Source organism: Gemmatimonadaceae bacterium, assembly GCA_019637355.1.
In the GTDB taxonomy this organism is placed as follows: Bacteria; Gemmatimonadota; Gemmatimonadetes; order Gemmatimonadales; family Gemmatimonadaceae; genus Pseudogemmatithrix.
Genome location: JAHBVT010000001.1, coordinates 364621 through 386381, shown reverse-complemented (window position 1 = coordinate 386381; position 21761 = coordinate 364621). Strand labels below are relative to the sequence as shown.

Below are 21761 nucleotides of genomic sequence, written 5' to 3'. Positions count from 1 at the left end.
CGGGCAAGCTAGGCCGCCCGGATGAACCCACGATGAACGCGCGCGGGATGCGCCGGCGTCAGCGCGCCGGTTCGAACACCCCGCGCTCGCGATTCTTGCGCACGTTGTCCCAGGGGAACACGCGGCCGTTCATCGCGACGTAGACGCCCGGCGGCAGCACCTGCGCGAAGCTCAGCGCCGAACCGAGGTTGAAGAGTCCATCCGAGGACCCAAAGGCATACGGGATCATCGCGCCGGTGAGAACGACGGTCTTGTCGAGATCCGCCGCGGCGAGGGCGCGGGCAGACTCGACCATCGTGTCGGTGCCGTGCGTGATCACGAGGCGCGACTCGGCGCTGGCGCGTGCGGCCGCCACGATGCGCGCGCGGTCTTCGTCGGTGAGGTCAAGCGAGTCCTTGAGCATCAGGACTTCCGCCACCAGCGGCACCAGGCAGCGGCCGCGGCGCAGCACGTCCTCGACGTGCGAGGTGCCGAAGGCGAGGGTGCCGTGGATCTCGTCGTACTGTTTGTCGAAGGTGCCGCCGGTCACCAGCAGGCGCAGAGTCGGGGACGTCATCGTTGAAAGGGAGGGAGGGCGGTCAAGCGCGGGGGAAGCGGACGCTGATGCGGGTGCCGCGCGGCGCGTGCTCGGCGATCTCGATCCGCGCGCCGTGGCGCTCGGCGACGGCGCGGGCGATCGGCAAGCCGAGCCCGGAACCGTCCGGCGCGAGTTCACGCGCGGCCGCGCCGCGGAAGAAGCGCTCGAAGAGCCGGTGGCGCTCCGCCGCCGGGATTCCGATGCCGCTGTCCTCGACGACGAGGGTGGAGGCGTCGGGACCCGCACTCACGGCGACGCGGACGGAGCCGCCGCGCAGCGTGTAGCGGATGGCGTTGTCCACGAGGATGCCGACCAACCGCGCGACCGACGCGGCGTCCATCCGCACCGGCGCTTCCTCCGGCACCTCCACGAGCAGCGCAACGCCGTTGCGGCGCGCGAGGCCGTCGAATCGCCCGACCACGTCGGTCACGACGTCGTCGAGGAAGCCGGGCTGCAGCGCCGCGCCGCGGCTTGCGTCGCTGCGCGCGAGTTCCAGCAGTTCGTCCACGAGACGCGACATCACCTCGAGCTCGCGCTGCGTGCGCTGCAGGGCATTGCGGTCCTCGGCGCCGGCCGGCTGCGACAACGCGAGGTCGCCGACCCCGCGGGCCCGTGCGATCGGCGTGCGCAGTTCGTGCGCGGCATCGGCGAGGAAGCGCCGTTGGGTGGCGATCGCCTGGTCGAGGCGGTCGAGCAGGGCGTTGAAGCGGATGCCAAGGCGCCCGAGTTCGTCGTCGGGCACGGCGACGGGGAGGCGCCCGTAGGCGTCGGCACTGATGCGGTCGGCGGCGTCCGCCATCGCCGCCACGGGCCGCAGCGTGCGGCCGGTGAGCACCCAGCCGAGGACGATGGCGAGCAGGACGGCGAGCGGGATCGCCAGCAGCGCCCCGCGGTCAACGGCGGCGAGCTGGCGGGCCAGCGGCGCTGCGGACGAGGTGAGCCGCACCTGCCAGCCGGGGGCGAGGTCGGGGTCCAAGGGGCGATGGACCGTGCGCAGCGGCGGGGCGAGCACCGGAAGCGGCATCACACGGACGCCTGGGGGCGGCAGGTAGTCGCTGCCGTCGGGCCGCACGAAGTGGATATGTCGGTCGGGAATCACCAGCTCGCCGACGATGTGCCCGAGCGTGCCTTCGATGTCGCGATACTCCGCGACTTCGACGCGGAAGAATCCGCTGACGAGCATCGCGGCAGCGTCCTGCGAGCGCGCGAACTCCTCCTCGATGGACTGCCGCACGTAGCTGCGGGCCGCCCAGGTCCCGGTGAGCAGGAGTAGCAGCACCGAGCCCGCGTACCACGCGGTGAGCCGCGCGCGGATGGAGTGCCGGATCACCGCGCCGCTCCGGGCGGGGCCAGCCGGTACCCGACCCCACGCATCGTCTCCAGCATCGGCGCCTCGCCCGGCGGGTCGACCTTGCGGCGCAAGCGGCCGATATAGACGTCGATGACGTTGCTGAGCGGATCGTAGTTGTCGTCCCAAGCGTGCTGGCTGATGTGCTCGCGCGTGAGCACCTGGCCGGGGTGGCGCATCAGGACTTCGAGGACCGCGTATTCCTTGGCGGTGAGCGGAATTTCGCGCGGGCCGCGGCGCGCGCTGCGATTGCCGGTGTCGAGTGCGAGGTCGCCCAGGTGAAGCACCGGCGGCAGCGCGTCGGCGGGGCGGCGGAGCAGCGCGCGCAGGCGCGCGACCAGCTCGCCGAGCGCGTATGGCTTCACGAGGTAGTCGTCGGCGCCGGTATCGAGGCCGGCGATGCGCGCGTCCACGGCGTCGCGGGCGGTGGCCATCAGGATGCGGAGCGAGGGCTGCGCCTGGCGCAGGCGCCGGCAGACGTCGAGACCGTCGAGGTCGGGAAGCCCGAGATCGAGCACGACGGCATCGTAGGGGTTGAGGGCGGCGAGGTCGAGCGCCGCACGGCCGGTGGCTGCGTGGTCCACGGCGAAACCGTGGTTGCGCAGGAACTGGCTGGCCGTCGCGGCCATCCGGGCGTCGTCTTCGACGAGGAGCAGGCGCATCTGCAGAAAGCTATGGGCCCGGGCTCGCGGTGCGCGGGCACACGCCCGGCAAGCTAGCGCGACGCGCCGGACCGCCTCGCTGGCGCCGCGCGGCCTTGAATTGACGCCTTCCGGTCACGCATCCGCTCGACGACCGCCAGCTTCTTGGCCACGCTCTGCTTCGCCGACGTCTGTCGTTGTGTCCGCTTGGACACGAGGGCGCGCTGCAGCGACTTCTTCACGTCGAATCCTCGATGAGCAGGAGAAACCTCTGCCAGCGATCGGTCAAACCGAACCGCTCCACCAGTGCGAGGAAACGCTCGCGATCGAGCAGCGACGATTCCCACATCTGCAGCAGGCGCAGGCGATCCTTGCCTCGACCGGTCTCGAGCGCGATGGCCGCCAAGTGCTCGAGACTGAGAACGCACACTGGCTGTCCCTCGACGGTCTCGCGCCGCGCGTGCCGCAGCCCGTCGTCAACGAGTGGCCCGGTGGACGGGAGAAGGTGCAAGGGCCAGCCAGCCACCACAAGGTGCTCGTCCTGCCAGCCGGCGCCTCGCTCACGAAACCATTGGTACACCGCGCCAAACGGATTCAGCAGGCTCCCGTGGTCGTCCGCGACCACGAAGACATCGACATCCTCGGTTTCCGTCGCCTCAAGATAGAACGTGACGGCAATCGCCCCACCCACGGCGTAGCGCGTGAGCGCGCCATCCGCGACGGCGGCCTCCAACTCAGCGAATATCGTCAGGAACGAACCGGGCATCGAGGAGTCAACGGGCGTTGCGCAGGGCGAGGTCCACAGCCCACACTTGGTGAACCCCGCCGCCGCCAACGCCGTTCCGCGGACGGGAGGTTGCACGGGCATCTTACTCTACTGACGACCCACGGCGAATCGCGACACCGATGCACGCGCACTCCCCCCAGTCCCTCAGCCTTCCCCCCAAGCTCGCCCTCGTCCTCGGCGGCGGGGGCCTCAAGGGCTTCGCGCACATCGGCGTGCTCAAGGCCTTCGAGGAACGCGGCATCTCGCCGACGGTCGTCGCCGGGACGAGCATCGGCTCGCTGATCGCCGCCGCGTACGCCGGTGGGATGCCCATCGCCGAGATGGTCGCGCGGGCCAAGGCGCTGACCAAGCACGATCTCTTCCGCATCAACCACGTGGGAATGGTGACCAAGCGGATGCTCTCGCCCTCGCTGTACCTGGCGCGGCCGCTGCAGGCGTTGATCGATGACATCGTGCCGGCGGGCACCTTCCGCGAGCTGCCGCGGCGCCTGCTGGTGAATACGGTGGACCTCGAGCGCGCGGCGCTGGTGCTCTGGGGACTGCCGGGCCTGGAGGACGTGTCGGTCCGCGAGGCGGTGTACGCCTCCTGTGCGCTGCCGGGCTTCTTTCCGCCGGGCAAGATCGGCGGCCGCACCTGCGCCGACGGGGGCATTGCCGACAACGTACCCGCCCTCGCCGCCAGTCACGGGATGGACGCCGTCGTCGCGGTGGACGTCGGCTCGAGCAACATCGCGCGCGCGCGGCGCATCGGCGAGAAGGGCTTCGCCGCCATCTATGTGCGCAGCGCGCAGGTGATGATGAAGTCGCTGCAGGCACTGCAGTTGGCCAACTGGGGCGGCCCGCCCCTGCTGCTCGTGCGGCCGGCAGTGTGGCACTACAACTGGTTCAGCTTCGGCCACGTCTCGCGCATCATCGACCTCGGCTACGAGGCGGCAGTGCAGGCGCTCGACCGCGTGGGCGCCTCGTTGCTGCTCGGCGGCGTCTGGCCGCGCCGGATGGTCGAGGTGCGCGTGGACCGGGACAAATGCACCGGCTGCACGCTCTGTGCGACCCTGGCGCCGCATATGATGGCGATGGACCAGAACGGCAAGGCGCAGGTGCTGCACAGCCCGACGGAATGGAGCCGCTCGGACGGGGACTTCGTGCACCAGTGCCACGCCGAGGCAATCCAGGTGGAGGCGATCGAGGACGGGGAGCGGCACGTGACGATGGAGATGCCAATCCTGGAGGAGCAGACGGAAGACGGATGACGGATGCCAACTACGGCGCCGACCGGCATCCGTCCTCCGTCATTGTCCGTCCTGCATTGGACCAGTTCGAGCCTTAGATTCCAGTCAGCCTGAGTCGAGCGCCGCTCCGATTCAGTGGCTCCGGCCGAACTCCCCCTGGGACTCCCGATGTCCGCCAAGAACAGCTTCAACAGCCGCTCCACCCTGACCGTCGACGGTCAGTCCTACATCTATTACAAGCTCGATGCCGTGGCCGGACTCAAGGGCGCCACGCTCGCAACGCTGCCCTTCTCGCTGCGCGTGCTGCTCGAGAACCTGCTCCGCAACGAGGACGGCGGCTTCGTGAAGAAGGCCGACATCGAGGCGATGGCCACCTGGAACGTGAAGGCACCGGTGGACAAGGAGATCGCCTTCCGCACGGCGCGCGTGCTGCTGCAGGACTTCACCGGCGTGCCTTGCGTGGTGGACCTCGCGGCGATGCGCGACGCCATCGCGACGCTCGGCGGCGACCCGGCCAAGATCAATCCGCTGCAGCCGGTGGACCTCGTCATCGACCATTCGGTGCAGGTGGACGAGTACGGCATCGAGGCGGCGGAGCTGATCAACACCAAGCTCGAATACGAGCGCAACGGCGAGCGCTATCAGTTCCTGCGCTGGGGCGGCACTGCGCTGCGCAACTTCCGCGTCGTCCCGCCGGGCACGGGCATCTGCCATCAGGTGAACCTCGAGTACCTCGGCCAGGTCGCCTTCGTGGGCGAGGAGAACGGCAAGAAGGCCGTGTACTGCGACTCGCTCGTGGGCACGGACTCGCACACCACGATGATCAACGGCCTCGGCGTGCTGGGCTGGGGCGTCGGCGGCATCGAGGCCGAGGCGGCGATGCTCGGCCAGCCGGTGTCGATGCTCATCCCCGAGGTGATCGGCTTCAAGCTCGTCGGCAAGCTGCCGCTGGGCGCGACGGCGACTGACCTGGTGCTCACCTGCACCGAGATGCTGCGCAAGAAGAAGGTCGTCGGGAAGTTCGTCGAGTACTACGGTCAGGGCCTGAGCTCGCTCTCGCTGGCCGACCGCGCGACGATCGCGAATATGGCGCCGGAGTACGGCGCGACGATGGGCTTCTTCCCGGTGGACGCCGAGACGCTCAAGTACCTGCGTCTCTCGGGCCGCAGCGAGCATCAGGTGAAGCTGGTGGAGGAGTACACGAAGGCGCAGGGGCTCTTCCGCACCGACGCGACGCCGGATCCGGTGTTCACGGACACGCTGGAGCTCGACCTCGCGACGGTGGTACCGTCGCTGGCGGGCCCGAAGCGTCCGCAGGACCGCATCGCGCTCACGGCGATGAAGGCCAACTACGCCGAGGCCTACAAGGCCGAACGCGAGCGCGTCGCGGCGGCCGCGGCCGTGAAGGCGGGCGCCGCCGGCAAGGGGCCAGGCTCGCCCGAAGCAGCGATGGTATCCGAGGGCGCGCCGGTGGACCTCACCGCGGCGGCGATGGACTGCGACCACCGCGGTGAACGCTTCCAGCTCAAGGACGGCGCGGTGGTCATCGCGGCGATCACGAGCTGCACCAACACCTCGAACCCGAGCGTGATGCTCGCCGCCGGCCTGCTCGCGCAGAAGGCCGTAGCCAAGGGCCTCAAGACCAAGCCCTGGGTGAAGACCTCGCTGGCGCCGGGCTCCAAGGTGGTGCGCGAGTACTTCGCCAAGGCCGGCGTGCAGCCCGCGCTCAACACGCTGGGCTTCCAGATCGTCGGCTACGGCTGCACGACCTGCATCGGCAACTCGGGTCCGCTGCCCGAAGCCATCAGCAAGGCGATCGACGACGGCAAGCTCACGGTGGCGGCGGTGCTCTCGGGCAACCGCAACTTCGAAGGCCGCGTGAATCCGCAGACGCGCTTCAACTACCTCGCGTCGCCGCCGTTGGTGGTGGCCTACGCGCTGGCCGGCCGCGTGGACATCGACCTCGACACCGAGCCGCTCGGCATCGGCAGCGACGGCCCCGTGTTCCTGCGCGACATCTGGCCGAGCCCCAAGGAAGTCGAAGACGTGGTGCTCAGCTCGGTGAAGCGCGAGCAGTTCGAGAAGGAATACAGTGACGTCTTCGGCGGCGACACCGAGTGGAAGGCCATTCCGGTGCCCACGGGCAACCGCTACGCCTGGGACGACAAGTCCACCTATGTGAAGCACCCGCCGTACTTCGAGGGAATGTCGAAGACCGCGCCGGGCGTGAAGCCGATCGCCAAGGCCCGCGTGCTGGGGATGTTCGGCGATTCCATCACCACCGACCACATCTCGCCCGCCGGCTCGATCGCCGAGAAGTCACCGGCCGGCCAGTGGCTCAAGTCGCTGGGCGTGGAGAAGAAGGACTTCAACTCCTACGGCGCCCGCCGCGGCAACCACGAGGTGATGATGCGCGGCACCTTCGCCAACATCCGCCTCAAGAACGACCTCACGCCGGGGATGGAAGGCTGGTGGACGCGCACCGCGCCGAACGCCGAGCCAACGAGCTTCTATGACGCGTCGATGGCCTACCAGGCCGCCGGTACGCCGCTGGTGATCATCGCCGGCAAGGAGTACGGCACGGGTTCGTCGCGCGACTGGGCGGCCAAGGGCACCGCGCTGCTCGGCGTGCGCGCCGTCATCGCCGAGAGCTTCGAGCGCATTCATCGCTCCAACCTCGTCGGGATGGGCGTGATCCCGCTGGAATTCGTGAACGGTGAGACGCGCCAGTCGCTGGGGCTCACGGGCTTCGAGGAGATCAGCATCGAGGGGATGAGCGATGCGATGGCCCCGCGGGCGACGCTGACGGTGAAGGCCGGCGACAAGAGCTTCCAGGTGCGCAGCCGCATCGACACGCCGGAAGAAATGAACTACTATCGCCACGGCGGCATCCTGCACTACGTGCTCCGGCAGCTGGCGCAGTAACCACCCGTCGGTCGGAGGTCCTTGGTGGCGCTCCCGTTTTCGCCCGATCGTCCGCTCCAGCTTCACCTCCTCGGCGGGGTGAAGCTGGTCGGGCATCCGGAGGCGGACGCGCTGCTCACGCAGACGAAGCGCGTGGCGCTGCTGGCGTACCTCGCCGTGGCGCGGCCGCGCGGCTACCATCGCCGCGACCTCATCGCCACGCTGTTTTGGCCCGAGGTGGACACCGAGTCGGCGCGCACGGCACTGCGCAAGGCGGTGCACGCGGTCCGTAAGGCGATCGGCGACGAGGTCATCCTCAGCCGCGGCGATGAAGAGCTGGCCCTCAACCGTGACCTTGTCTGGTGCGACGTGGATGCGCTCGAGGCGGCCGGCGAGGCCGGGCAGTTCCTGCGCGCGATCGAGCTGTACCCAGGCCCGCTGCTGCCGGGATTCTTCGCTGACGCCCCGGGCTTCGAGCAGTGGTTGGAGGAGGAGCGTGAGGCCGTTCGCCAGACGGCGCTCCAGCACGCGCTGCGCTACGTGGAGCAGCTCGAGCGCGAGGCCAACCTCACGATGGCCACGCAGTGGGTGCGCAAGGTGGCCCGGCTCGTGCGCTTTGAGGAGCGCGTGGTGCGCAAGCTGATGCAACTGCTGGCGCGCGCCGGCGCCCGCGCCGACGCCCTCAAGCTCTACGACGACTTCGCGCGCTCGATGCGGCAGGAGCTCGACGCCGCGCCGGACGCCGAGACCCGCGCGCTGGCCGACCAGCTGCGCTCCGGCTGACCCTGCGCACGCGGCTCATCTGGAACCCGGCCTCGGGTCGCGGCCGCGGCGCGCGGATGCACGCGCGCATCCGCGCCGCCTTCGCGCGGCAGGGCATCACCGACCTCGTCGCGACGACTGCGCCGGGGGACGAAGCGCGCCGTGTGCACGAGGCCCTCGATGATGGCATCGACACCATTGTCGTCGCCGGCGGGGACGGCACCTGGGGCAAGTGCGCCGTCGCGCTCGGCAAGCTCGGCTCGCCGGCGCGGATGGCCTTCGTCGCGGCAGGCACGGGGAACGACTTCGCCAAGAACCTCCGCGCGTCGGCGCGGGACGTGGACGCGATGGCCGCGCTGGTCGCCTCCGGCGGTGAAGAGCGCCGCGTCGATCTCGGCCGCGCCGGCGATGCCTGGTTCGCCAACGTCGCGGGGATGGGCTTCGATGTGGCCGTACTGCAGGCCACCAAGCGCATTCCGTTGCTGCGGGGGCCGGCGGTCTATGTGGCGGCGGCGTTGGGTGAGCTCTTCACCTATGCCGGGCTCGACGCGCAGGTCCGCGGCATCGCCGGAGTGGGCGCGTCGGCTTCCGCGCGGCGCCTGATGCTCGTCATCGCCAATGGCAAGGAGTTCGGCGGCACGTTCCGCATCGCACCCGGCGCGCGAGTGGACGACGGTCGCCTCGACGCCGTGCTCTTCGGCGACGGCATCCGGCTGGGACGCTTGCCCCTGCTCGTGCGCGCCCTGACCGGCACGCACCTGCATCATCCCGCCGTGCGGCACACGGCCGCGCCCGAGTTCACGGTGACCTGCCCCGCCCCGCCGTGGCTGGAGCTCGACGGCGAACTGCACCGCGCCGAGTCGGCCACGGTGACAATCGCCTGCGTGCCCGGCGCGCTGCGGGTGCTGGACGCCCCGAGCGCGCCGTAGCGCTCAGGCGGCCCGGGACGGGTGTTTGGAGGCTCCGCCGAGCTGCTCGTGACGCTGAGCTTCCTTGAGCAGCACGGCCGCCGCGGCGCGGGTGTGCACCCCGAGGCGCTTGAGCAGGGCCTCGACGTGGCGACGCACGGTGTGCAGCGAAATGCCGAGCCGGTCCGCGATCTCCTGGTTGCGCAGTCCTTCGGCGACGAGCTCGATGACCACCCGCTGGCGCGGCGTGAGGTCGAGGCCCTGCATTCGCGAGGCGCCGCGGGTCATCACGAGCTTGAAGGTCTGCCCGCAGATGCGGACCTCCACTCCGTCCCCCAGACTGCCGCCGCGCCAGGCGAGGTCGTGCGCGGCTTCCGGTGTGGCGGCGATCACGCGGCCGGCGCAGTCTGTCACGACGGCCGGCACGCCGATCGCACGGAGGAGGGTGGCCAGCTCGGTGCCGAGCGCACCGGGCGTGGACGGCAGCGGACGGCGGGCGACAGACAGCGACGGGCGGGGGTAGGCGGCGTTCAGCATCGGCGACTCCGGGTTGGTGTACGCCTCAACGCTAGGAGCGCCCAGTTCCCCGACTGTCCGGCCAGCGTCCGCAGGGCGTCCCGGGAGCGTCCGCCAGCGGCGGGGCCTCCGGACGCGACCTACGACTTGGCGCTGATGGACTCAATCAACGCCGAGGCAGCCTCGCGATCCGAGACGCCGAGCCGTCGGAAGACCTGCTCCATATGCCGCCGGACCGTGTGGACGCTGATGCCCAGCCGGTCGGCGATGTCCTGGTTCCGGAGCCCGTCCTTGAGGAGGGCGCCGACGGCCATCTGCCGCGGCGTGAGCACGGGGGTGGCGGCTGCGGCCTGCAGCAGCTCGACCCGGACGGCCACCCCAGCGACTCGTGCCGTGGCCACGCGGACGGCCCCGGGCGTGGCCGCGAGCAGGGCGCGCTCGGCGCCGGGGCTGGCTGCCAGGATATCGACAGTGTCCGGATCCCGGACCACGACGTCGAAGCCGAGCCGATGGAGCAGCGAGACCATCTCGCCACCGATGCTCTGCGCGGAGGGCGCTGGGTTGCTGGAGGTGTTCATTCCCTGAGAATGAAGAGTTGGACTGACATTGCGCCGGCCTCCGAGGGAGCCCAGACTACGGATATGCAGACTTCTCTCGTTCGTTCCATCACCGCGGCGGCCCTCATCCTGGCCGCCGGGCCCCTCGTCGCCCAACAGGCCCCGCAGGGGGGCACCCCGGGCGTTGGCGACCTCGCGCCAGACTTTTCGTTGCCTGCGGCAACGAAAGTGGGCGTGAGTCAAAACCCCGTCAAATTGTCCGACCTGCGCGGCCAAGTCGTTGTCATCGCGTTCTACCCGCGGGCCAGGACCCGAGGCTGCACGGTCCAGATGCAGACCTACCGCGACCAGTTCCCGAGCCTCTTTAGTGGTGGCGAGGGGGTCACGGTCCTGGCCGTGAGCACGGATCCGGTGGACACCATCGCCGCCTGGGCCAAGGACGAGAACTTCCCGATGACCTTCCTCAGCGACCGCGAGGCGACCGTCGGGCAGCTCTACGATGTGAAATATCCGGCGATGAACCTGCTTCGGCGAGTGCTCTACGTGGTGGGGCCGGACGGGCGGATCACCCACGTGATGCGGCCGTTTGCGGAGCTATCGGCGGACTCCTACACGGAGCTGGGCGAGGCGGTGCGGCGCGCGCGGAGCGGCAACTAGCCCCGCTGCTGCAATGACGCCGTCAGCGCGAGCGACGGCTAGCGCCCTATACGACGCCGCACTCGCCGCCGCCGACCCGTCCGCCACCGTGCGGCGCGGATTTGCCGCCAGCGAGGTCACGCTCGAGCTCGGCCGCGACCGCCCGCATTGGATCCTCGCCATCGGCAAGGCCGCGCACGCGATGGCAACCGCGACGGCACTGGAGTGCCGCGCGCGCAGGCTACACGTGGCCGGCGGGCTGGTGGTGGCTCAGGCACCGATTGACGGGCAGATGCGGCACGCAGACGCGGTGCTCGAGTACGTCCTCGGCGACCACCCGGTCCCAGGCGTCCGCTCCCTGGAGGCATCCGACCGCGTCAGCGCGCTGCTCGAGCGCATCGGTCGCGACGATGTCGTGATCATCTGCATCTCGGGCGGCAGCTCGAGCCTCATCGGCGCACCGATCGCCGGCGTACGCCCGGAGGATCTCGCGCAGCTGCACGCGCTGCTGCTCGGTGCGGGCGTCCCGATCTCACGGATCAACGCCGTGCGCAAGCGTTTCTCGCGCTGGGGCGCCGGCCGCCTTGCCGCCGCACTCGACTGCGCGCGCGTCATCCCGATCCTGCTCGCTGACGTGCCCAACGAAGATCCGTCGATGATCGGCTCGGGGCCCGTCTCGCCGGACCCGCTGAGTGCCTGGCACGTGGAGCGCATCCTGCGCGATGCGGGGCTCGCCAAGCAGGTTCCGCTCTCCATTGCCAGTACGCTGGGTGCGATGCGCGCCGGTGCGCTGCCGGAGACGCCGAAGCCGGGCAGCGAAGTCTTCGCCCGCATCGAGGAGCCCTTCGTGGTGGGCAACTCCTCGGCGCTCGAAGGCATCGCGGCCGAGGCGCAACGATTGGGATACGCACCCGTGTTGCTCTCACGTACGACGCTGACCGGCGACGCGACGGCGGCGGGGCACGTGATTGCGCATTCGCTCGCGCGCGCGACACCCGGGACCTGCCTCATCTGGGGCGGCGAGACCACGGTGCGCCTGCCGGAGGACCACGGATTGGGCGGGCGCTGCCAGCAGCTTGCGCTGGCCGCCGCCGAGTCGCTGGACGACCTCGCAGCGGAGGCCTGGGTGTTGGCGGCGGGAACCGATGGCCGGGACGGGCCCGCCCCGGCGGCCGGAGCACTCGTCGGGCGCGAGACCTGGCGCGCGAGCCAGCGGGCGGGCGCCGATCCAGCGCGCGCCCTTGCGCGCTGCGACGCCTACGGGGCGCTCTCTGCCGCCGACGCCATCCTGCCGGCGCGGCACACCGGCACCAACGTGATGGACATCGTGGTAGCGGTGCGCGGCCCGTAGGGCGAAATTCCGCGCTATGAGTCCCCGCCCTCCGTTTACCGTCGCCGCCATCCAGGACGGCGTCCTCGACACGCCGCAGCAGACCCTCGACGCGACCGTCACGCGCATCCGCGACGCCGCCAAGAAGGGCGCGCAGGTCATCTGCCTCAAGGAACTGTTCAACGCGCCCTACTTCTGCAAGAAGCTCGACGCCTCGCGCTTCGACCTGGCCGAACCGGTGGATGGTCCGACCGTGACGACGCTGGCGAGGGTCGCGAAGGAACTGCAGGTCGTGCTCGTCGTGCCCATCTATGAGAAGCAGGCGGCGGGCGTGTACCGCAACAGCGCCGTCGTGATCGACGCCGATGGCACGCCGCTGGGCGTGTACCGCAAGATGCACATCCCGCACGACCCGATGTTCGAGGAGAAGTACTACTTCGCCCCGGGCGAGAGCGACCATCCGGTGCAGCCCGCCGGGATGCGCGGCCCCAGCGGCGAGGCCGGCGGCTTTATGGTCTGGAAGACGCGCTACGCCACGATCGGCGTGCTCATCTGCTGGGACCAGTGGTATCCGGAGGGTGCGCGCATCACGTCGCTGCTCGGCGCGGACATCCTGTTCTATCCGACGGCGATCGGCTGGCATCCGGCCGAGAAGGCCGAGTGGGGTGCGGCGCAGACCGACGCCTGGCGCACCGCGCAGCGCGCGCACGCGATCGCCAACGGCGTGTTCGTCGCCGCACCCAACCGCGTGGGCCTCGAGCCCGAGGCCGGCACGGACGGCATCGAGTTCTTCGGGCACAGCTTCATCGTGGATCCCTACGGCCGCTATCTCGCGCAGGCGGGCACCGACGAGGACACGCTGATCGCCAGCTGCGACCCGGCGCTGATCGAGTACACGCGGCGCAACTGGCCCTTCCTGCGCGACCGCCGCGTGGACGCCTACGAACCGATCCTCTCGCGCTGGATCGGGCACTGATGGCCGCGCGGAAGGCGGCGCCGCGCGCGGCAGCGGGTGGCGTGCGCTGGCCCGCGGAGTGGGAGCGGCACGACGCGACCTGGATCGCGTGGCCGCACCACGAACCCGATTGGCCGGGCAAGTTCGGTCCGATCCCCTGGGTGTACGCCGAGATCGCGCGTGCGCTCGCCGAGCACGAGCGCGTGAACATCCTCGTGCACGACGAGAAGACGGAAGAAGCGGCCTGGCACTGCCTGCGGATGCACGAGGTGAAGCAGGGCCGGATCCACCTGATGCAGTGCCCGACGGACCGCGTGTGGCTGCGCGACTCGGCCCCGACCTTCGTGCACGACGCCGCCGGCGTCGTGCACGCGGTGAATTGGGATTTCAACGCCTGGGCCAAATACGAGAATTTCGAACGCGACAACAAGATCGGCGCGTTCATCGCCGACCACACCGGCCTCCCGCTCACGCAACCGCAGCGGCACGACGGCGAGGGCCGTGTGGTGCTGGAAGGCGGCGGCATCGAGACCGACGGCCGCGGCACGATGCTCGTGACCGAGGAGTGGCTGCTCAGCGACGTGCAGGTGCGGAACCCCGGCTTCACGCGCGCCGATTACGAGCGGATCTTCGCTGAGACGCTGGGCATCACCAAGACCATCTGGCTCGGCGAGGGCTGCGTCGGTGACGACACGCACGGCCACGTGGACGACATCGCGCGCTTCGTGGCGCCGGGCGTGATGGTGCTGGCGCACGAAGAGGACCCGTCCGACGAGAACCACGCGCGTTCGCTGGACAACCTCACGCGGCTCGAGGGCGCGACGGACGCCGAGGGCAATGCGATCCGCGTCGTGACCCTGCCGTACCCGCGACCCGTCGTGATGGACGGCACGCGGCTGCCGGCGAGCTACGCCAACTTCTACATCGCCAACGGCGTGGTACTGGTGCCGACGTTCAACGACGCCAACGACCGTGTGGCGCTCAACACGCTCGCCGAGCTGATGCCGTCGCGGCAGATTGTAGGCATCCACGCCGTGGACCTCGTCTGGGGTCTCGGCACCCTGCACTGCCTCACGCAGCAACAGCCGGCGGCGCGCCACGGCCGCGGCAAGGCGACCGGATGAACAGCGACGCACTGCGCAGCGCCCTCGAGGCCCGGCTCGGCTCGCAGTACGAGATCGAGTCCCTGCTCGGCCAAGGGGGGATGGGCAGCGTGTTCCGTGCGACCGATCGCACGCTGCACCGCGCCGTGGCAATCAAGGTCATCAGCGGCGACGTGGCGTTGAACCCCGAGCTGAAGGAGCGCTTCCTCCTTGAGGCGCGCACCGTCGCCAAGCTGCGCCACCCGAACATCGTGGCCGTGTACAGCGCGGGGGAAGCCGACGGGCTGCTGTACTTCGTGATGGAGCTCGTGCCGGGCGAGTCGCTGCGCGACCTGCTCGGCCGCGAGGGCAAGGTCTCGGCGGAGCACGGCGAGCGCATCCTGCACGAACTGGCGATGGCGCTGGACTATGCCCACGCCAACGGCATCGTGCACCGCGACGTGAAGCCGGAGAACATCCTGATCGACCGCGAGACCGGTCGCGCGATGCTCACCGACTTCGGCGTGGCACGCGCGCTCGAGGGCAGCGGCAATATGACCGGCACCGGGATGATCCTCGGCTCGCCGCGGTATATGAGCCCCGAGCAGGCCACCGGCGAGCAGACGATCGATGGTCGCAGCGACCTGTACGCGCTGGCCCTCGTCGGGTACGAGATGTTCACCGGCAAGCCCGTGGTCGAGAGCGGCAACGTGGCCGGGATGCTGGTGAAGCACCTCACGGAGACGCCGAAGCCGGTGGCCGAAGCGGCGGCGCAGGTGCCGGAGGGCGCGGCGGTGGCGATCGACCGCGCGCTGGCGAAGGACCGCACGCAGCGCTGGACTACCGGGCGCGAGATGGCGGAGATGATCGCCGCCTCGTGGACACCGACGCCAGGCTCGGGCGCGACGCGCGCGCTCGGTGCGCTCCGTCCCCCGGCGGGGCGCCGACGTCTCTGGGCCGCCATCAGCGTCGCGGTGCTGGCGCTGGGTTTCGGCGCCTACGCGGCCTTCGGCTCGCGCGACGGCGGCGGCGACCCGCGCAAGAGCTACGCCGTCGTGCCCTTCGAGATCCAGAGCGGCAACCCCGACGTGCAGTGGCTGCGGGACGGCGCCGTGAATATGCTCACGCTGGCACTGGCGCAGTGGACCGACCTGCAGGTGATGGATTACGAGCGCACGATGAAATACGTGCGCGAGGCCGGCGCCGAGGACCGACGCGTGGACCTCGACCGCGCGCAGGAGATGGCGCGGCGCGGCGGCGCCGGGACGCTGGTGATGGGCCAGGTGTCCACCACCGCCGATTCGTTGCTCGTCACGGCGCGGCTGTACGACGTGCGCGGCGGTCGCGCGCTCAACACGGTCACGCGCGCCGCAGCGCTCAGCGCCGATCCGCGGTCGCTGTTCGATGACCTCGCACGCTACCTGCTCAACGTCGCCGGCGGCGCGACCTCGGCCAGCGTGGACGTCGCTCGGCAGACCACCACCTCGCTGACGGCCTACCGCGCGTATCTCGACGGCGTCCGCTACCTCAACTCGTGGCGCCTGCAGCAAGCCGATTCCGCCTTCCAGGTCGCGATCGCCGCCGACTCCACCTTCGCACTGGCCTGGCACAGGCGCGCGCTGGCGCTGGGCTGGGGCGACGGCGCGTCGGCCGAGTATGTGAACTCTGCGCGGCGCGCCGCTGAGCTGGCGGACCGCCTGCCCCGCCGCCAGCAACTGCTGGTACAAGGCCATCTCGCGCTGGTCGAGGGCCTCTCGGCTGTACTCGCCGGCCAAGACGACTCCCGGAAACGCCTCCTCGACGCCCAGCGCATCTATGCTGAGTTGCTCTCGACGGACTCGCTGGTGGCCGAGGGGTGGTACGGCCTCGCCGACTCGTACTTCCACGACGTCGGGGCACCGAACGAGTCCGTCGCCCGCATCTCGGAGCGCGTAAACCGCAGCATCGCGGGTTTCCGGCGCGCCATCGAAATCGATTCGACCTTCCACCTCGCCTACAGCCATCTGGTGCAACAGTATCAGGGCCTCGCGAGCCCACAACGGCAGGCCGTGCTGGATGGCGATACGGTCCTCATTCTCGCCAGCCCCGAGCAGCTACAGGCCATCGGTGGGCCAGCCGGATATGAACGCCGACGGATGCAGGCGCAGGAGATCGGACTCGAGATGGCGCGCGGCTGGGTGCGTGCCGACCCCGACGCATCCACTCCGCACCTCTCGCTGGCCAACAGCTTCTTCGTGGCCGGAATGGTCGACTCCGCACTGCTCACGATGGAGCGAGCGATGCAGCGGCCCGGGCTCCGCACGCCCGGCATGCGAATGCAGCGTATCACGTTCCGCCTGCTCGCCGACCAACCGCTCGAGGCCTTCACCGAGATGCGGGATGTCCTCGGCGGCACGTCGCCGGCCGAGTTCCGGCGCGTGCCCGCCAACGAGCGCATCATCGCGATCGCGACGGCACTCAATGCCGCCGCCGCAGTCGGCAACGCGACGGAAGTCGCGCGCGTGCTGGCCTACGTCGAGGAGGTTGACCCGGTCTTTCCCTTCACCAGCACGCCGACGGGCCAGGTGCTCGGCTGGTACGCCGCCGGCCTGCGCGCCGGCATCACGGGCAGCGTGTCGGCCGCGGACCGCCGACTGCTCGCGGAGGGTACCCGCCGCGTCGCGGGCGGCGCGGAGGGCGTCCTCGCCCAGGTCGCGGCGACCTCCGGTGGCGTGATGTACGCCGCCTATCTCGCGACGCGCGACACGCTCTACTCCAACGCGATCCGCCGCCTGCCCGGCGGCGGGACGGTGCAGCACACCGACCTCGACGCGCTCGAGGCCCTCAGCCGCGGCGACACCGCCACGGCGCGCAACATCGCCCAGCGTTTCACGCCACCCGACAGCCTGCGTACCGCGCGCTTCGGCTTCGCCGGCCAGCGGGCCTACGGCCGCGCGGAGGTGCTGGCAGCGGTCGGCAACACGGACTGGGCGATCCGGTATCTCGAGGCGCTGGATCCCGGCCGTTTCAACGCACAGGCGCTCAGTGAGCCGGGATTCGTCGTCTACACGCGCTCCTTCCTCACGAGGGCCGCGCTCTACGAGCGCGTCGGGGACCGGCAGAAGGCGATGTCGGCGTACGAGGAGTTCCTCCGCCGCACTTCGCTCGGCGACCAAGCTATCGAACCACTCCGGCAGCTTGCCCGGCAGCGCCTCGCCGCCCTCCGCGACTCAGCAAGCTGAGCGCCCTCGGCCGTTCCGAATCGACTCGGAACTGTCCAGATTACTGACAGTCGCGGGAGCATAGATATAGATGTCTCGCAGACGGCTCCCCCTCCGTCTTCCGTCCCCCTGATGCGCAATCTCCGTCGCTACTTGTCGTTCCTCGCCCCCGCCGCAATGCTCCTGGCCTGCGGTGACTCCGCCGCCGAATATCGGCTCGGGATGGCCGGCCCCTTCGAGGAGGGTTTCGGCATCGCCAACAAGCGGGGCGCGGAGCTAGCGCTCGAGCAGATCAACGCCGGCGGCGGCATCGACGGCCAGCAGTTGGTCATCGAGTTCCGTGACGATGGCGGCGACGGCTCGCGAGCCGCGACGATCGCGCAGGAGTTCGTCGACGACGAGCGCATCGCTGCCGTGGTCGGGCACGTCACCTCCGGCGCGATGGTCGCGGCCTCCAAGGTGTACGACGGCCAGCTCACCGCCTTGGCGACGACGGCGTCCTCGGCGGAACTCACGGGCATCTCGCGCTGGGTGTTCCGCGTCATCTCCAGCGACTCGGCCAACGGTGCCGACCTGGCGCGCTTCGCCGACCGGATGGGCAAGCGGCGGGCGCTGGTGCTCTACGAGAATGACGCCTATGGCCGCGGGCTCGCCGACGCGTTCCGCAGCACCTTCCGCGGCGAGGTGCTGGGCTTCGATCCGATCGACGGCAGCGGCGGTGACGCCGAAGCCTTCGTCGCCTGGGCGCTGGCCCGCCGTGCAGACCTAGTCTTCGTCGCGGGCACCGAGCGCTCGGGGATGGCCTTGCTACGGCAGGCGCGGGCGCAAGGACTCACGGCGGACTTCCTCGGCGGTGACGGCTGGACCGGTGTCGTGGCCGATCGCGCGGCGTCGGAGGGTGCGCTCGTGGGCGCGCCGTTTACCTCACTGGATCCTCGCCCGGAGGCGCAACGCTTCGTCGAGGCCTTCCGCGCCAAGTACAACGAAGATCCTGACGGCAACGCCGCGCTCGCCTACGATGCCGTGCAGGTGATGGCGGCCGGCCTGCGCGCCGTGGGCCCGGACCGCGCCAAGCTGCGCGATTGGCTCGGAGCGCGCACCACGCGCGACCCCCTCCGCGGCGTCACCGGCGCCATCGCCTTCCAGCTCACCGGCGATCCCATCGGGAAGAGCTTGACGATGACCCGTGTGCGCGGCGGGGCCTTGGTGCCGGTGGAGGAGTCCCGATGATCCGCCTCGATACCATCCGCAGCCGGCTCACGCTCGGCCTGACCATCGTCGTCGGCCTGCTCGTGCTGGCCGGAGCCGTGGGCCGTGCCGCCATCGGGAGTCTCAGCGAGGAGATGGGCCGCACCCTCGGCTCGGTACGCCGCGAGTCCACACTCAGCGCCACGCTCTCCACCAACATCGCGCTGCAGATCACGGCCGGGCGGCGCTACCTCGAACGCGGCGACGCGGCCGACCTCCGCGCCTTCCGCGACGCCGGGTGGAGCGCGCACGCCGCGCAACGCGCCTTGAACGCCAGCAGCGGGCTCAGCTCGCACGAAGTCGTGCTCGTGGCGACCATCGATGAGCGCCTCTCCGCCCTCGAGACGGCCTTCGCCGCGGCGCACCGCCTCGCCGACCTCGGACGCACGACGGCCGCCCAGGCGCGCATCGCCGAGACGCGGGAGCTCGAGACCGCCTTGGCCTCGGATATCGAACGCCTCGACGCACAGCGCGCCACCAGCCTCGAGCGCACCACCGCCGCGCTGCAAGAGTCGGCGGCGCGGCAACAGCGCTTCCTGCTCTTCGTGGTCCTCGGGGCCATCGCGTTGGGCTTGGGCATCGTGACGACCGTCGGCCGGTCGATCGGCACGCCACTCAGCCAACTCGTGGCACACGCCCGCGCACTCAGCCGCGGCGAGCTCGACGTCCGCACCGACACCGACCTGCCGGGCGAGTTCCGCGAACTCGCCGAGGCGATGAACACCTCGGCGGCCAACCTCGCCCGCGTAGCCGAGGTGGCCAGCGCGACCTCCGACGAAGTCGCGACCTCCGCCCACCAGCTCACCTCGGCCGCCGAGCAGGTATCGCTCGCCGCGACGCAGACGGCCACCGCGATGTCCGAAGTGACCGAGGGCGCCGAGGTCCAGGTCTCGGCCCTGCGCGACGCCGACAGCGCGCTCGGCGGCGTGCGGCAGCGCGCCCACGAGGTGAAGGCCGGCGCCGAGGAGGTCGCCGACCTCGCCAGCGAGATCGAACGCCTCTCGCGCGAGAAGCGCCAGGAGATCGCGCGGTCGCGCACGATGCTCGCCGAGATCCGCCAGTCGGTGGATCACGCTGCGCTCGAAGTGAAGGAGCTCAACGCCACCGCCGAGAGCATCAACCAGTTCGTCGCGATCGTGAGCCGCATCGCCGAGCAGACCAACCTGCTCTCGTTGAATGCGGCGATCGAGGCGGCGCGCGCCGGCGCGGCGGGGCGCGGCTTTGCCGTCGTCGCCGACGAGGTGCGCAAGCTCGCCGACCAAGCACAGCAGGCGGCCGAGGACGTGATTCAGTTGACCGCCGTGGTCACGCGGCGGGTAGGCACGACGACGCAGGCGATGGCGACCGGGGCCGCGCGCGTCGCGGACATCGAGGCGGCGTCGCAGGGCATCGATGCGGCCCTCGGCGACATCAGCCAGTCGGCCGAACGCACTCGCGGCGCGGCCGACGGACTCGGCAGCGTCGCAGACCAGAACGTCGCGGCGGTGAACGAGGCCGCGTCCAATATCTCGGCGGCGGCGCGCGCGGCCGAGGGCCACGCCGCGGCGGCACAGCAGGTCTCGGCGTCCACGCAGGAACAGAGCGCGGCCTGCGAGGAGATGTCCGGCGCGGCCAACGCCCTGCTCAAGGGTTCGGTGCGCCTGCGCGAGATCGTCGCCAGCCTGCGCACGGGATGAGCGACGTGCTGGCGAAGGTCGCACCGGGCACGCCGGCCGTGGTGCTGCTCAGCGGAGGCCTCGACTCCGCCACCGTGCTGGCGATGGCCACCGATGCCGGCTACGCGGTCAACGCGCTCACGTTTCGCTACGGCCAGCGGCACGGCCTGGAGATCGAACGGGCCCGGGCGCTGGCCGCGCAATGGAAGGTGGCGCGGCACGTCGTCGTCGACATTGACCTGCGCCTCTTCGGCGGCAGCGCGTTGACCGCTGACATCGCCGTGCCCAAGCACGACGACCTCAGCGGCGTCGGCGAGGGCATCCCGGTGACGTATGTGCCGGCGCGCAACACGATCTTCCTGTCCTTCGCGCTCGCCTGGGCTGAGACCTTGGGCGCCAACGACATCCTGATCGGCGTGAACGCCCTCGATTACTCCGGCTATCCGGACTGTCGTCCCGAGTACATCGCCGCGTTCGCGCAGATGGCCAACCTCGCGACGAAGGCCGGCGTGGAAGGCCAGCAGCGACTGCGCGTGCTGACGCCGTTGATCGCGATGACCAAGGCCGAGATCATCCGCTGCGGCCGCGCCCTCGGCGTGGACTACGCGATGACGACGAGCTGTTACGACCCCGCTCCCACGGGCGAGGCCTGCGGGCGCTGTGATGCGTGCTTGTTGCGGGCGAAGGGGTTTGAGGAAGCGGATCGGGACGGATGACGGAGGACGGATGCTACATTGGACTGTAGCCTCCGTCCTCCGTCATCCGTCATCCGTCCCGATGTATTCCGTCAAGGAAATCTTCTACACTCTTCAAGGCGAAGGCTTTCACGCCGGTCGGCCGGCCGTGTTCTGCCGGTTTTCCGGGTGCAACCTCTGGACCGGACGTGAGCGGGATCGGGCGACGGCAGTGTGCAGCTTCTGCGACACGGACTTCGTGGGTGTCGGGCCCGACGGCGGGAAGTTCGCGACGGCGGAGGCGCTGGCTGAGGCCGTGGCGGCCCGCTGGCCGGCCGATGCCGGGGGGCGACCGTTTGTGGTCTGCACCGGCGGGGAGCCGCTGCTCCAGCTCGATGCGCCGGCCGTGGCTGCGCTGCACGCCCGCGGATTCGAGGTGGCGGTGGAGACCAACGGCACCCAGCCGGTGCCGGCAGGGATCGACTGGGTCTGTGTGAGTCCCAAGGCCGATGCACCCCTTGCCGTCAGCGGGGGGGACGAGCTCAAGCTCGTGTATCCTCAGGACAAGGCGCCGCCCGAGCGTTTTGCGAGGATGAGCTTCCGGCACTTCTACCTGCAGCCGATGGACGGACCGGGGATTGCCGAGGCCACGGCTGGGGCCGTGGCCTACTGCCTGGCGCACCCCCAGTGGCACCTGTCGGTCCAGACGCATAAGGCGCTCGGCATCCGTTGAGGGCGGCAGGGCGGGACCA

General features: G+C 70.4%; 20 protein-coding genes. 13 read left to right on the top strand and 7 right to left on the bottom strand.

The genetic code is table 11. The features are described from left to right. Nucleotides 1–58: 58 nt before the first annotated feature. From KF689_01665 to KF689_01645, 5 genes are read right to left on the bottom strand one after another with little or no spacing between them, the layout of a single operon-like run. The gene (locus tag KF689_01665; protein MBX3132077.1) at nucleotides 59–556 is read right to left on the bottom strand and encodes an asparaginase; all 498 of its coding nucleotides are present in this window, start codon (nucleotides 554–556) and stop codon (nucleotides 59–61) included. A gap of 22 nt (nucleotides 557–578) precedes the next feature. After that, complete coding sequence (locus tag KF689_01660; protein MBX3132076.1) at nucleotides 579–1907, bottom strand: HAMP domain-containing protein; 1329 nt, start codon at nucleotides 1905–1907, stop codon at nucleotides 579–581. Beyond that, nucleotides 1904–2587, bottom strand: a complete 684-nt coding sequence (locus KF689_01655; protein ID MBX3132075.1) for a response regulator transcription factor — start codon at nucleotides 2585–2587, stop codon at nucleotides 1904–1906. The genes KF689_01660 and KF689_01655 overlap by 4 nt, the downstream gene beginning before the upstream one ends. Nucleotides 2588–2640: 53 nt before the next feature. Further along, entirely contained in the window at nucleotides 2641–2808 is a 168-nt protein-coding gene (locus tag KF689_01650; GenBank protein MBX3132074.1) for a hypothetical protein, read from the bottom strand. Then, complete coding sequence (locus tag KF689_01645) at nucleotides 2805–3332, bottom strand: hypothetical protein (protein MBX3132073.1); 528 nt, start codon at nucleotides 3330–3332, stop codon at nucleotides 2805–2807. Before KF689_01645 ends, KF689_01650 begins: the two co-directional genes overlap by 4 nt. A 140-nt stretch (nucleotides 3333–3472) precedes the next feature. Here KF689_01645 and KF689_01640 point away from each other — a divergent pair, with 140 nt between their 5' ends. The 4 genes from KF689_01640 (at nucleotide 3473) to KF689_01625 (ending at nucleotide 9177) form a co-directional block, all read left to right on the top strand. Continuing rightward, on the top strand, nucleotides 3473–4603 hold the full coding sequence (locus tag KF689_01640) for a patatin-like phospholipase family protein (GenBank protein MBX3132072.1): 1131 nt from the start codon (nucleotides 3473–3475) through the stop codon (nucleotides 4601–4603). A 147-nt stretch (nucleotides 4604–4750) separates the two neighbouring features. Beyond that, on the top strand, nucleotides 4751–7507 hold the full coding sequence (gene acnA / locus KF689_01635) for an aconitate hydratase AcnA (GenBank protein MBX3132071.1): 2757 nt from the start codon (nucleotides 4751–4753) through the stop codon (nucleotides 7505–7507). A 24-nt stretch (nucleotides 7508–7531) separates the two neighbouring features. Further along, on the top strand, nucleotides 7532–8269 hold the full coding sequence (locus tag KF689_01630) for a hypothetical protein (GenBank protein MBX3132070.1): 738 nt from the start codon (nucleotides 7532–7534) through the stop codon (nucleotides 8267–8269). Nucleotides 8270–8325: 56 nt separating this feature from the next. Then, nucleotides 8326–9177 carry a hypothetical protein gene (locus tag KF689_01625; protein MBX3132069.1) on the top strand — a complete coding sequence of 284 codons (852 nt, stop codon included), beginning with the start codon at nucleotides 8326–8328 and terminating at the stop codon, nucleotides 9175–9177. 3 nt (nucleotides 9178–9180) lie between these two features. On the opposite strand, the gene KF689_01620 is transcribed toward KF689_01625, so the two are convergent. Both KF689_01620 and KF689_01615 read right to left on the bottom strand, forming a co-directional pair. Then, complete coding sequence (locus KF689_01620; protein MBX3132068.1) at nucleotides 9181–9693, bottom strand: response regulator transcription factor; 513 nt, start codon at nucleotides 9691–9693, stop codon at nucleotides 9181–9183. 119 nt (nucleotides 9694–9812) lie between these two features. Next, nucleotides 9813–10250 (bottom strand): helix-turn-helix domain-containing protein, encoded by a 438-nt coding sequence (locus KF689_01615; protein MBX3132067.1) that lies wholly within the window; start codon nucleotides 10248–10250, stop codon nucleotides 9813–9815. A 63-nt stretch (nucleotides 10251–10313) separates the two neighbouring features. On the opposite strand from KF689_01615, the gene KF689_01610 reads away from it, so the two are divergent. The 9 genes from KF689_01610 (at nucleotide 10314) to queE (ending at nucleotide 21742) form a co-directional block, all read left to right on the top strand. Then, on the top strand, nucleotides 10314–10886 hold the full coding sequence (locus tag KF689_01610; GenBank protein MBX3132066.1) for a peroxiredoxin: 573 nt from the start codon (nucleotides 10314–10316) through the stop codon (nucleotides 10884–10886). A gap of 13 nt (nucleotides 10887–10899) precedes the next feature. Then, a complete protein-coding gene (locus tag KF689_01605) occupies nucleotides 10900–12216 on the top strand; it encodes a DUF4147 domain-containing protein (GenBank protein ID MBX3132065.1) in 1317 nt (438 codons plus the stop codon). A 16-nt stretch (nucleotides 12217–12232) separates the two neighbouring features. Continuing rightward, nucleotides 12233–13171, top strand: coding sequence for a carbon-nitrogen hydrolase (locus KF689_01600; protein MBX3132064.1), 939 nt, complete (start codon nucleotides 12233–12235; stop codon nucleotides 13169–13171). Further along, a complete protein-coding gene (locus tag KF689_01595; GenBank protein MBX3132063.1) occupies nucleotides 13171–14274 on the top strand; it encodes an agmatine deiminase family protein in 1104 nt (367 codons plus the stop codon). The genes KF689_01600 and KF689_01595 overlap by 1 nt, the downstream gene beginning before the upstream one ends. Beyond that, nucleotides 14271–17453: a protein kinase gene (locus KF689_01590; GenBank protein MBX3132062.1), complete on the top strand. Its 3183-nt coding sequence runs from the start codon at nucleotides 14271–14273 to the stop codon at nucleotides 17451–17453. The genes KF689_01595 and KF689_01590 overlap by 4 nt, the downstream gene beginning before the upstream one ends. A gap of 111 nt (nucleotides 17454–17564) precedes the next feature. Then, nucleotides 17565–18662: an ABC transporter substrate-binding protein gene (locus KF689_01585; GenBank protein MBX3132061.1), complete on the top strand. Its 1098-nt coding sequence runs from the start codon at nucleotides 17565–17567 to the stop codon at nucleotides 18660–18662. Beyond that, nucleotides 18659–20356, top strand: a complete 1698-nt coding sequence (locus KF689_01580; GenBank protein ID MBX3132060.1) for a methyl-accepting chemotaxis protein — start codon at nucleotides 18659–18661, stop codon at nucleotides 20354–20356. Before KF689_01585 ends, KF689_01580 begins: the two co-directional genes overlap by 4 nt. Continuing rightward, nucleotides 20353–21051, top strand: coding sequence for a 7-cyano-7-deazaguanine synthase QueC (gene queC, locus KF689_01575; GenBank protein ID MBX3132059.1), 699 nt, complete (start codon nucleotides 20353–20355; stop codon nucleotides 21049–21051). The genes KF689_01580 and queC overlap by 4 nt, the downstream gene beginning before the upstream one ends. A gap of 61 nt (nucleotides 21052–21112) precedes the next feature. Continuing rightward, nucleotides 21113–21742: a 7-carboxy-7-deazaguanine synthase gene (gene queE / locus KF689_01570; GenBank protein MBX3132058.1), complete on the top strand. Its 630-nt coding sequence runs from the start codon at nucleotides 21113–21115 to the stop codon at nucleotides 21740–21742. The last annotated feature ends 19 nt before the right edge of the window (nucleotides 21743–21761 follow it).